Here is a 13340-nt window from a genome sequence, read left to right on the forward strand (position 1 = left end):
CGCAACGCAGCTTTTCACGAAGCCATAAAGGACTCAAAATTTACGAGAGCCTTCCAGCCCCAAACAGGACGGATCACGAGTTTGTCTTGACCAATCACGCAGTCTTTAACTCCCCCCGCGCGCGCGTTCAGGGCGCAAACCACCGCTCCCTCAACTCGCAAACTCTGGAAGGCTGATCCGAGATACAAGCTCAACTGCTGCTCGCATTCCCCGCGAGCCCCACCTTCTGCACCCCAACTGCGCTTTCCGTCAATATCATCGCTTGGAGAGTCATGGCTTCATACGAGCGGGCGGGCCACCTTCAATGTCCCCCTGTCCACCCAAGTTCCTCCGGTTTCATCATGCCATGAACAATTCAAGCAATGCTCATAAGTTCTCCGTTTGGAGTTTGCCCGCAGTCTTTGCGTTGAGTCTGACAGGATTTACCCTCCATGCAGCAGACGTCAAAAAGGCTGACAATGCCAATGATTTAAATCAGGCAACCAGCTGGGTGTCATCCGCCCCATCCGCTGCCGACATCGCGGTGTGGGACAATGGTGTGACCACTGCAAATTCTGTCTTGCTGGGTGCAGATGTGAGCTGGGGAGGAGTGAAAATACTCGATCCCGGTGGCACAGTCACCATCGGCGGGCCCCATACTCTCACCACGGGTGCCTTTGGCATCGACATGTCCTCCGCGACACAGGACTTGGTCATCACCTCCAACCTCACCGTGCTGGCCAACACCCACCAAACTTGGAAGGTAGCCACCGGCCGCACCCTGCAACTGAATCCTGGCCTCTTCACCCGGAGCGCGGGTGCCACACTCAATGTGCAGGGAGCAGGAACTGTCGCAACCTCAAGCATTGCCAATGATCCCACAGGGATCATTGGGAGCTGGGCAAGCATCGGCACCGGTGCAACAACCCGGTATGCCACAGTGGGTGCGGGAAACGTCATCGGGCTGACGGGCACCGCAGCCGCCACTGCTGCTGACGTCACAGACACCACTGGCGCGCTCAACTACGACGTGGCAGCCGCTGGAACCTTGGGCGCAGGGGCATCATTCAACACCCTGCGTTACACGGGAGCCGCCGGCAGCATCTCTGGTGCCTTCACGGCCAATGGTCTGATGAACGTGGGAGGCGGCCAGCTGTCATTCAGCAATGGCGTCACGATCGGAGCGGCCAATGAGTTGGTGCTCAATGCCGCCAACGGCGGCATCACGCTTGCAGGGGTGGTGGGGAACAACGGAGCCAATGCCTCCGCGCTGACGAAGACCGGCTCAGGCACAGTGACCCTGGGAGCCGTGAACACCTACACTGGAGTGACCGTCATCAATGAGGGCACGATGAAGATCTCCGCTAGTGCGGCCACTTCCTCATCGGCAACATCCGCTCTGGGAGATGCAGCCGCCGGCACCGTCGTCGCCAGTGGTGCCACACTGGACCTGAACGGTCAGATGCTGGCAAAAGAAGTCATCACCATCAACGGCGCAGGGGTGGGCGGAAATGGTGCCCTTGTAAACACCGGCGGGACGCAAACCAATGCCCTCAGCTACATGACCTTGGGGTCTGATGCTTCCATCGGCGGAACAGGCCGCATGGATTTTCGCGGCAACAACCCCGTCATCAACATGAACGGATTCACCCTCACCAAGATGGGCTCAAACTACGTTGGCCTGGTGGGAGGATCAGTCACCAATGCCGGTCATATTGTGGTGGCGCAGGGCGAACTGGATCTGGCAGCCGGAGTCAATCTGGGTGGCAATGCCAGCAACTCCATCACCGTCCGGAACGGAGCCACCCTTTCAGTCTTCGGACAGTCAATCGCAGTGGCTTGGACCCTGAATCTTGACAACGGCTCGCTCCTTGAGGTCGAAAGCGGCAGTGGGACGGCCAACACGTTCTCGGGGCCCGTCAATCTTGGCGGGGTTGTCACCTTGGACACCCAGTTTGACAGGTCCCTGACCCTTACTGGAAATATCAGTGACATGCTCTCGCCGGGCCGTATCAACAAAATTGGCACTGGCTTGGTCATCCTCTCAGGGACAAATAGTTTTACCGGCGGAATCCAAATCAGCGGCGGTATCATCTCCCTCCGTAACACGTCCTCCCAGCCTGCGACGGGAAGCATCACCGTGGGAGCCTCCGCCGGACTGGCCCTGGGCGTAGGGGGTGCGGGATTCTACTCTGCCAGTGACGTGGACTCCCTCTGGAGCAACACTCTCACCGGAGTAGTGATGGATGCCACCTCTGCGGTAGGGATAGACACGACCGCTGGCAACTTCACGTACAGCACCTCCCAATCCACCCGGGCTCTGACGAAGCTGGGGGTGAACACCCTCACACTCATGGGAGTGAACCGCTTCACAGGGGCGACCACCATCAACCAGGGAACTCTCAAGATTGGCGTGGCGGGCGCCCTCTACGCCGACAACACCAAGGGCAATCTCGTTTTCGAGAGCACCAACGCGGGGACGCTCGACCTGAATGGATTTGACGTTTCCATCAACGGCCTGGTGCAGACCACCAACAACACCAACAGCAGGGTGGTCAACAATGCATCCGGCACGAACAGCCTCCTCTTCCTGGGGCATGGCGATGCGAACGCCATTTTCCATGGGGTGATCGCCAACAACACGACAGGAACCGGCACTGTCACGGTGACCAAAACCGGATCCGGCACCCAGACCTTTCGAGGAGTCAACACCTACACCGGCGGCACCACCATCCTGCGCGGGACGCTGCTTCTGGACTTTGCCAATACAGCCAACGGCGTCAACACCAACCTCCTTTCCTCCGCTGGCACGGTCACCTTGGGCGGGCGTGTTAGAACCCAGGGCCAGGTGGGGCTCACCACCGTGACTCCCACCTTCTCCATGACCGGCAAGGCCAGCACGACCCAGAGCCAGACCATCAATGGGCTGACACTGAATGCCGCCAGCAGTGTGGTGCAGGTGACGGCGCACGCGACCGCGAATTCGATTGTGCTGAACCTGGGCGACATCACCCGCCATCCTGGCGGCCTGGTTAATTTCATCAACCCGACCGGCACGCTTTCCGCCACCAACGGCATTACCACGACGAGCACCGTGGATGGCACGACCGGCATTTTGGGCGGCTGGGCGGCAGTGGGCGGCAATGACTACGCAACCAAAAACGGCAACAACATTGTGGCCTACTCCGGCTACACTGCACTGGCAAATGGCGGCACCATCGCCAGCAACACAGCGGGGCACCTGCGGGTCACTACTGCGGCAGTCAACGCCTCGACAGCGGATGGTGTGACGACGGACATCGCCACCCTGAGCCTCGGCACTGGTGCCTCAGGCGAAAACATCATGACCATCGGGAGCGCCGGTACCGGTAGCACGGGCATTCTTCGTCTGGGTGCTCAAGGAGGCATTCTCATAGGATCCGGCACAGCTTCCGGCACCAGCCTCACGATTGGGAACGTCGTCGGGAATGGGAAATTGACTGCAGGAGGCACTGACAACACTGCCGGAGAGATAGCCATCATGAACTTTGGATCGGGCGCGACCAACAGCGTCTCCATCAGATCCACCATTGTTGACAACGGGACGGGGGCGGTGCGGCTGGTGCTAGGACAATATTCTGGAGGCAATGCTGGATTCATTCTAGGAGCCGCAAACACCTACTCGGGCGGCACGTGGCTCAACTCCGGTCGGCTCCGTCTGGACAACGCGGGCGGTCTTGGAACCGGTGCGGTCCACGTGGCCACGGGAGGGCAGGTATGGCTGAATTTGAACAACGCCACCATCGCTAACAACTTCAACATTGCCGGTGGAGGCGCATCGCTGGGCAACGACACCCCTGTGGCGATTCGCCTTGGCAATAACAACACGCTCGCGGGCACGATCACTCTGGAGGCCGATGCGGCCATCGGAGGCGGCTCGGGAACCGTTAGCGGCGTGATTCAGGGTGACTATCAGTTGACCATAGGACGAGCGGGCACAGGGGGAGCCGCCACTTTGATCGTCACACTTACCAATGAGAACACCTACACTGGGGCCACCAATGTCACCGAGGGGATTCTGCAACTGGGCAATGGCGGGACCACCGGCAGCATCGCCAACAGCAGCAGCATCAGCCTCTCGAGCGGCGCGACTTTAAAGACCCATCGCAGCAACAACATCGCGCTCACCCAGGTCATCTCTGGCGCAGGCAGTGTGGAGGTGGCCAACACCACCTCAGGCATCACGCTGCTGTCCCATGCTGATAACTCGTACACTGGCACCACCACTGTGGTGAGCGGAGCCCTCCAGGTCGGCAGTGGCGGCACGGGCAGCACAGGCACGGGTGCCGTCACAGTACAGAACGGCGGCTCCATTTTTGGTACAGGCACGGTCAAGGGAAGCAGTTTCATCGCCCAAAATGGATCAAAGGTCTATGCGGGAGACAGCACCGCCTCAGGCACCCATGGCACCCTCAACTTTGCCCCCGTAACGGGCTCTGGATCGTTCACCTTTGAGTCCGGCAGCATGGTGTTCCTGGATGTGGATTCGGGCGGAGGCTGCGACAAGTTGGTCTTCACCGGCACAGGCAGCAGCGACCTTTCGTTCACCGGCACGCTCACCGTGGGCCCCACCATACTCACGCCGACGGTAGAGAGGATCTTCGATCTTCTGGACTGGAGCGGACTTGCCAGCACACCCTCTTTTGGCAGCCAGTACACTCACACTGGCCTGCTCTATGGCAACGGCGACGAGAGTCCAGGGCTTGATCTGGCGGACGTTTCCGGCACCGGCTTCGCTTGGGACATCAGTAACTTCACCGTTGACGGCACCATCGCCCTCGTCGCTGTGCCTGAGCCTGGCCGGGCATTGCTGGCACTTCTGGCACTTGCCTGCCTTGCAGGCCGCCGCCGTCGTAAGGCAGGCTGTTAATTTCCGCCCCCCGGGGCTCGGGCTCAAGCAAAACGAAAAGCCCTGGATGATGGATTCATCCAGGGCTTTTTGTTATTGGAGCTTCTCTGAAAGACGGCTCCCACCGCCGGCTGTAAAACAGGCGCCCTTTGCAACGCACCGGGTTCGATTGAAGCGTCAGCCAATACTTGTGCTGGCTTGACGCTGGCACCCGCCTTGGGTCTGCCCCTCAGTCCGCTTGCTGTCACCAGGACCTGAACGGCAACAGTGGAAGAAGGTTTCAGAAAGGATGGGACTCACATGCCTGTTGCCCCCCTCTCACTGCGGAGGGGGGGCATGGGCGCTTCACCAGGGAACAAGAGCCCGCAACAGGGCAGCATATTCTTGACGCTGCACCTTTGCGCCCGCCGGGAGGGGTTGACACGCCTGTTATTTCATCGTCTTCATGTAGGCGGCTAGATCTGCAAGATCCTGAGCGGTCAACCCCATCTCCTCCGCCGATAGCATGAGCGATCGGTTGAGCGGGGCCGTACGATCCCGCAGCATCTCCCTGGGGATCATTTGCGTCAGACCACCCGTTGAGCGCACCGTGATGGGATCTGCGGCGCTGATCACAATACCCTGAACCTCTCTGCCGTCCTTCAGTGGAACACGCTCCCCTTCAAATCCCAGTGCAATGGTCTCCGATGGATTGACGAGGGCCTTGATGAAGGGAACCGCCCCCTGGTTTGCCACCCAACCCGCGAGGTTTGGGCCGTAGTCAACCCCCGCCCCATCGATCCGGTGGCACATCATGCAGCGGGCAGCCACTTGTTTGCCCTTCTCGGGATCTGCAGGAAGATCGAGTATCTTCGCGACAGGCGGCAGCTTGAAGGTTTTCTGGCGCTCTGGCAGACGCATCTCCTGAATGACCACCTTTTCCGGATCATAGATGCCTTCGTCCTTGAGAGCGGCCCTGCCTCCAAACTCCTCCCACTCGTCGGTCGCGCGGATCAGAAGCCAGGCAGTGGCTTCCTCCGCGATGGCCGCCTCGGCCTTGCGCAGGGCAACCATGGCCTCCAAGGCAGATTTAGACCGGGTAAAGGCCAGTGTATCCATCGCAAGCTTGCGGTCGGCAAATGGCAACGCCGTGCTCCGCGCCCTTTGCAGCAGGTCCTGGACCGCAACCACCGGCTGCAAGCGCCAGGTGATGCGTGCAAACGCGGGAGTCCATGCCAGAGGCTGTTGTGACCCCAGTTCCTGCTTTACCCTCTTCCACACGTTTTCCTCGATGCCCTCCGCAGCAAGTCCGCACGCTTCCAGATAAGTTTTATCAATGCCATCATAAGTGAGAAAGAGCTTCACGGCCAGCGGCTCCCGATAGGCGGCGGGCAACTCACGCAACATCACCGCCACTTCGCGCCGCACCTCAGCGCTTGGATCCCTGACCAGCGCCTCAATCTCCGCAGCGTGGGCTGCAAAGTCATAGCCGGAGTTTCTTAGAACCCGTAGCGCCAGGAGGCGTGACCCGGCGTCGGGGGCAGTCAGACCCCGTTCGGCCTGAGCCACACCGCTCTCCCCCAGAAAAGGCAACAGCCACATGGCACGAGCACGAAATTCTGGAGCCGGATCCTTCAACATCTCATCAACAACGGGTCTCGCCGCCGAGGGGTCGCGCAACGCCAGCGCTTTGAGCGCGGTGAAGCCGTCGAAACGAACGTTGGGAGCAGGGCTCTTGATCAGTGTCGCTGCGCCTCTGGCTGTGAGAGAACCGTCCTTGGTCAACTCCGGCTGCTCAATTTGCGGGCGGTGGTTCTTGGGAGCGATACGATAGATGGCACCAGAAAGGCTGTCATCCTGGGTCCCGTGACCACCGACTCCCAGATCATACCAGTCTGCCACGTAGATAGCACCATCCGCTCCTACCATGACATCACTGGGGCGGAACTGGGTGCCCGGCACCACCTTAAGGAACTCAAAACGCTCCAGCTTCTTTCCGGAACCCTCCACTGCCGGGTAGTAGCCGTAGAGAGTCTGCCGTCGCGCCTCCGCGCTGAGAAGCAGCCCACGATACTTCTCCGGGAGAGCCCCGTTCTCGTAGAAGGCTATCCCCGTAGGCGAGCCATTGCCATAGACATCACCAGGCGGCAACGTCCCGGGATCTTCCTGCCGCCAGTGGGCGGTGGGTATGGACTGCCCGCGCCGCCGGTCTGCCTCCCAGGTCCGTCTCCCACTCCGCGAGAAAAAGCCCATAAAGCCGCCTTCCATCAGCCAGGTGGTCCGGCATGCGGGTGGATCATCATTGTCATTCTGATACACATCCCCATTGGATGACAGGCAATGCTCATAGCTGTTGCGGAATCCATGCCCGATCATCCGCAGTTTGGTTCCATCAGGATTCATGCTGGCGGCAAATCCCCCGGTCCAGATCCTGCCATCATCACTCCTTGCTCCCGACAGGGCTGTCCCAGATGCATAGGGCCCACCCACACGGTACCTGACCCCGTCCCGGGTGGTAAAGTCGGCACCGGTGTTGCCATGGTTGAAGTACCATCTCCCGTCAGCTCCTGCCACCACCGCGTGCAGGCTGTGATCGTGGTTGGACCCAAAAAATCCGCTCAAAAGATATTCCTTCTTATCCTTCGCCGCATCAAAACGCCTGTCGCCGTCCACGTCTGTGTAAACGATGAGATGAGGCGGCTGCGCAACCACCACTTTGTTGCCAAAGACGGAGACTCCCAAGGGAGAAATCAGCTCGGGATCTTGCACGAAGACATGCGACGTGTCGGCCTTGCCGTCACGGTCAGCATCTTCCAGCACCACAATACGGTCCCCTTGAGGTCGCCGGTCCCTCTTACGACGGTAGTTCACTCCTTCCGCCACCCAGATGCGTCCCTCCCTGTCCGTATCCATGTTGGTTGGATTGAACAACAAGGGCGAAGAGGCCCACAACGTCACCTCAAGGTCTTCAGGCACCACAATCTGGGCTGTAGGGACAAACGCTGCCGGCGGTGTATGGGTTGACGCAGCAGGCAGGGGTGCGGGTGCGGGTGCAGATGCTGCGGGCGGAGCGGATTCCTTGGCTGCCTTTTGCTCAGCCTTCGCCTTTGCCTCTCTGGCCTCTTTGGCGGCCCTGGCCGCTTCCGTCTGCGCCTGGTGCTCTTCCGGAGTCGGCACTGGCATTCGTTTGAGCTGGGTAAGCTCTTCCTCCTTGGGAAGAGTGATCCGCGGATTCGGGCGCCCGTAATCAAACAGATTGCTATTGAGTTCGTCTTCACTGATCGGCAGCGAGTGCACCCCGTCTGGCGGCACATCCATTCCTGCCACCCAGACGATGGCATTCAGCACCAACCGCCGGTAGTCATTGATGGCCCAGTTCCGGTGAAAATGACCACCTGTGAAACCCACCCCGCGCCCGCCACCTTCACGCTCGGTGCCCCACATCAATGTTTGACGGGTGCCCAGCGCTTCAAAACCCTCTTTGGTCCACAAGTTGTTTACACGCACCATGTTTTCCCGCGTGGGTGTGGCAGTGGCCAGGTCCAGCACCTTGGACCGGTCAGGCCGGAACCGCATGTTGTAGTAAAACTCATCATACGCTCGGATGGGACCTTTGATCCCGCGTGACACGGGATGTTCAGGCAGGGCCTGCATGTCCGCCACCCAGAATGGATTGACGGAAAAGCCGGACTCAAAGGCACCTCCCGTCCAGGGCTGGAAGTACTTTTCTCCGTTGGCCTTGTCGGGATGGACCGCATAGTGAAGGAACATGAGCCCGGTGCCCGCCTTGGCCAGCGCGTCCAGCCGCTGCCAGTTTCTGCCAATCAGGCCGGTGCCATTTTGATAAAATACCAGCGCGGCAGTTCCATCCAGAATGGCGTCGTTTTCAGGCCACGCCGTGAGAACCTCAGCACGTACCGGCAACCCGCTCTGTTCGTTCAGAGCCTTCGCCAGCAGGAGGCTGCCCGCCCGGAATTCGTGAAGGCCGGACCCATGGCCAACCGTGCCGGCAAAGAAGATGATCCGCCTTGGCTGAGGAGGCTCCACGGCCTCCACAGGCTTCAAGCCCAAACTCAAGGTCACCGTTCCCACAAGAAGCCCGCAACCCCATAGGGTGGCGCACCGCCTCAGGACCCCGCGCGCCCGGAGGCACCATAATCCACTGTTATAGGTTAGAGATGTCAACGTATTGCTCATAGTTCTACTGTCGTTTGTTTTTGGGGCATGACGCCCCACTGGGGGGAAAGCTTAACGATCGTGGACAGCAGGGTTCCCTCTGCACAGTCCGTTCGAGGCAGTTGTCCGGCATCACAGCCGGATGAAGAGGTTGCGCTTGTAGAGGAACCGCACAAACAGCACCGGCAGCAGGAGTGCGACCATGGCGATCACAAACCCGCCTGAGCCAGGTCTGAGGCTTGCATCGAGAAATCTTGCCACATCGCCACCGACGATCCGCGCCGCAAGCGCCTCACAGTTCACAACGCTGACAGCGATATAGACAACAAGCGCATTCCCTCCAATCCAGAGAAAGGGAGCGCACCACCGCTGCCATCTCCATAGATCAACGACCAGATAAAACAAGCCCAGCAACACGGCTGAAAATCCGGCGGCGACCATGCAGAAAGAAGAGGTCCAGAGCCGCTTGATCACAGGGAACTCCAGCCCCCAGAGCAGCCCTATCACCACACCTGCCAGGCCTGATCCAACCAGCCACCCCACTTTCCACCTGCCACTCCGCCGCCCATGCGTGAGCACCCACCCAGCCAGGACCCCAAAGAGGGTGCTCGCCACGGCTGGGATGGTGCTCAGAAGCCCCTCATTGCTGTAGTAGAGATTGCGTTTCCTGCCCGGCAACCAGCACGCGTCCACGTAGTGGGCAAGATTCAGCCCCTCTTTGAAGGTGCCCTTGGTGGTGCTTGCCGCCCCCGCAAACAACTCCTCGCGGGTCTTCGCCTCCACCTGCTTTCTGGCACCGGCCGGGGTCTTGATGTCAACGTTCGGAAAGGGCACAAAGAGCATCAGCGCCCAGTAGCCCAGAAGGCACGCTGCGGTGGCGATCACGATGCCCTTGCGAGGCAACAAGACATAGAGCGTGGCCGCCACCAGGTAACACAGCGCGATGCGCGGCAGCACTCCTGAAAGTTGCACGTCAGGCCAGGGGCGGGCAATGCCTCCGTAGTAGAACACCCCCACTGCAAAGAGGAGTGCACTCCTCCTCACGATGCGAGCCAGCGCCCTGCTCCGGCCAACACGCGCCACCATGCGATCCACCGACAACACAATCGACACACCGACCAGGAACAAGAACAGGGGGAAAATGGCATCGTAAAAGCGAAACCCCTCCCATTCGACATGTTGCAGCTGGGACGATATAAAGGAAACAACCGGGCCACCTCCCAACGCCTCCAGCGCCCTGGCCGCAGTCTCGCCTCCAATGATCCAGAACATGTCGAACCCACGAAGCGCGTCCACAGACAGATACCTCGTGGGGGGCTCTGATCTGGGGGCATCGCGAGAAGGCAACGGAGTTTCCATAGACGTTAGTTCAGATTCTTTGATGTTCATTGCAGCGGCAGGCAGGATCGCAGCCACATGGTCCCAAGGTGAAGGCGCACATCGAAGGGAAGCACAGCGGCACTGCCACCATGAGCAGGAAGCCCTGTGGAAAGTTGATCGAGTCCATGGATCGTCACGCCTGAAACAACGCGCGAACCACTGGCAGATTCCGTGATCAAACCGCCAGAATATATGGTGATCCTGCCAATCGAGCACCCGCATCGGGAGACGGGGTTCAGGAAATCTCCCCAGCCTCGTTTTACCTGCCAAAGCCGGAACTGAAGCACGTCGCGAGCTACTCTGCCGGGCGAAGGTGAAACTCCACACTGCGGGCATCAGCACACGGGACGGTGACCACCGTGTGGCCCATCGCATCCACCTGGCTCCGCAGCCCCCCTTCTGGCGCTTCCACCTGCCACTTTCCCTTGAGAGTAAGGGTAACGGGCGTTGCCACCGGCGACATAGGTTCAGCATCCCCCTGTTGATTCCACTTGCCGTACTGCAAGCCCTTCGTCCAGGCCAGGTCAGGATGACAAACGCTGATGTTCACCCCGCCCTGCGGATCTTTCCGCGTCATCAACAGGCAGGGCGCATCCGCCCGGTCCAGAAACGGGTCATCCAGAGGGGTGAAAGGCTTCATCACCGCATAACCGGTAAGACCAAGCCGGAGATGGCTGACCACATGGGCGACCTCATCCTTCCTGCTGACCCTGTATTCTTGCGCCGCCCGGGAGGCGAAGGCCTCCAGCCCCTTCTCTCCAGACCTCACGAGTATGACATACTCCGCTGAGTCGTTCTTTGGATCGGCACCATGATCAATCCAAGCTGTCGTGAAAAGCCCCTTCGTCTCTTTGGAGGCGGACTCATCCATCGAGACCTGCTCCATCCTGGTTACCACCACCTTCTGTCCCGCAGGAACATAGTAGCCGTTGTCAGCCGCATCAATGAGGACAGCCGCCTCCGCTCCAGACAGCGTCTCCCCACGGTGCAATCCTGCAATCGGCCTCCCCTGGACATAGGTGGAGTGCTCTGCGGATGGAAGCGCCGTCTGGAACAGGTGGGTGCCCACAGCATGAACGCCGTCACCGTCCCGGATGTTTGAGGTCAGCATCACAATCTGCTCATCAAAGAAAAATGACGACTTGATGGCACGAAGCGGCTTCACACGCCGGTCAGGCGCAACCTCTGAATAATCCATCGCAAAAACTCCATGCCTTCCTTCCAGGGTGACTCCGCCGACGAAGCCCGCATCGCTGTAGGGCCGGTTGAAGCTACGCCCCACAGTGTCCATCTCCAGCATTTCACTGACGGCAAGGTATCGCGTCGTCGTGCCCGGGACGCGGCACCAGTCCCAGCCCTGCCTTGCGTAGCCGCTGTCCGCAGCATTTACGAAAGGCTGGCCCGATGAATAGATCAGGATGCTGGCCGATCCATCGTGAAATCCAAACACATTTTCCTGCCGGGGATAGTTGCGATCATCCGTGAGGGACCTTTCAAATGCCCACCAGTAGCGGCTGTGCCCTTTGATGCTCACCATCCAGTTGTCACGGCGGTGAATTTCCAACGGCCCGTAGTTGAATGACCAATGGCCCTGCGGATCCTTTTCCGCGCCAGTCTTTCTGGCGGACTCCAGCGTCCGTATGAAATGCGAGATCGCGCCCGGCCCCGGCGGCACTTCATTGCGTGACGATCCGAAAGGCCGCCGCCCCAGAGGGCCATTCATGAACTCAGTATCTGCCAAACGTGCAAGGATGGCCTGGAATGTCGCCTGCCTCGGGTGGCGCATGTCCGCAAGATAGCCGTAGCTCAGCATAATCTCCGGGATCGACGAAAAATGGGAAAAACGCCCGCCGAGAGCCTGATGCATGTCATACTTCTGCGACACGATTCTCAACGTCTCCAGGCCATGCGCAATGTTGGCAACGGTTCCCTCTGTGAGGGCAAAGCCTGTGTCACGCATCAACCACGCCGCAAAGGCCGTTTGGGCCAGCGCGTTCGCGCCGTATCCACTCGGATAGACCCCGCGGTGATGAAAACAGAGCCCGTCCGGCTTCAGTGTGTCCAGGGCGTTGGACTCCGCAAGCATGGACCGATCCAGCTGGTGCTTCAGCCAGGCCAGCCGGTTGACATTGCCCTCAGCCAAGGCTGCGGGCAGGCTCAAATTGAGTACTACCCTCAATCCGTCAGCCTCGAGATAGCCTGCTCTGAGATCTCCGGTCTTCTCGCCATGGCTCTCGATCTCCCAGCAGGTTGCCAGGGTCCGCTCCAGGCGGCCTGTAGCCCGCAACTCGTCCCTCATGAGGAATGCGGCGATGGCATAGCCAGACATTCGCAGGTTGAAGTCCACGATCATCGCCTGGTCCGCCGCCGGGTTCTTTATCTGCGCGGCTTTCCACGGCAGTTGCATCGGTTTTCGGAAGCCTCTTTCATGCAGCCGGTCGAACGTCTTAAAGAGTGCCGCCTTCACCTTTTCGTCATGATAGTAAGGGTTGGGCCGCCGCTCACTCCCTTTCAGGTGGTAGGCGATGCTGAGGGTGGGCAACACCTCAGTGATGAGGCTCCTCAACTCCGCTTCATCCGGGCCTTTTTTTACCGTGTTGTAAAGTGAAGTCTCCTTGGCGGCCGGCCCAGGAATGTCCGCTTGCAGAAGTGCGTTTTTTACAGCTCTGGTCGCTGAACTCAGACGAAGTTCGCCATAAGGGGTTTCATAAGGGGACACAGTGCCCTCGAGAACCCATTCCAGATAGCGTCCACGCAAGACGTCCAGATCCTCCATGTTGGCCGCAGACAATTTTCCAAGCAGCATCAACGCTGCGACGAGGCAGCACGCGATATGTTTCATAGTGTTTTTCGAAATTGATTTCAAGGGCGGACACAAAGAGGTCATCCGCATCAAGTGCCGGATGCGGAGCAGGGTCAGACGCCCCTTGCCAGACTC

4 protein-coding genes are annotated in these 13340 nt (G+C 59.6%); 1 reads left to right on the forward strand and 3 read right to left on the reverse strand.

Going from position 1 to position 13340, the window contains the following annotated elements:
• The first annotated feature begins 346 nt into the window (after positions 1–346).
• Positions 347–4888, forward strand: a complete 4542-nt coding sequence (locus VSP_RS27245) for a beta strand repeat-containing protein (protein WP_009964726.1) — start codon at positions 347–349, stop codon at positions 4886–4888.
• 408 nt (positions 4889–5296) lie between these two features.
• Here VSP_RS27245 and VSP_RS37675 read toward each other — a convergent pair whose 3' ends face one another.
• The 3 genes from VSP_RS37675 to VSP_RS27265 form a co-directional block, all read right to left on the reverse strand.
• Positions 5297–8929, reverse strand: a complete 3633-nt coding sequence (locus tag VSP_RS37675; protein ID WP_009964727.1) for a PVC-type heme-binding CxxCH protein — start codon at positions 8927–8929, stop codon at positions 5297–5299.
• Positions 8930–9154: 225 nt separating this feature from the next.
• Complete coding sequence (locus VSP_RS27255; RefSeq protein WP_044135029.1) at positions 9155–10381, reverse strand: acyltransferase family protein; 1227 nt, start codon at positions 10379–10381, stop codon at positions 9155–9157.
• Between the two features lie 316 nt (positions 10382–10697).
• Entirely contained in the window at positions 10698–13244 is a 2547-nt protein-coding gene (locus VSP_RS27265) for a polysaccharide lyase family 8 super-sandwich domain-containing protein (protein WP_156344992.1), read from the reverse strand.
• Between the last annotated feature and the right edge of the window lie 96 nt (positions 13245–13340).

It is taken from the genome of Verrucomicrobium spinosum DSM 4136 = JCM 18804, assembly GCF_000172155.1.
Lineage (GTDB): Bacteria > Verrucomicrobiota > Verrucomicrobiia > Verrucomicrobiales > Verrucomicrobiaceae > Verrucomicrobium > Verrucomicrobium spinosum.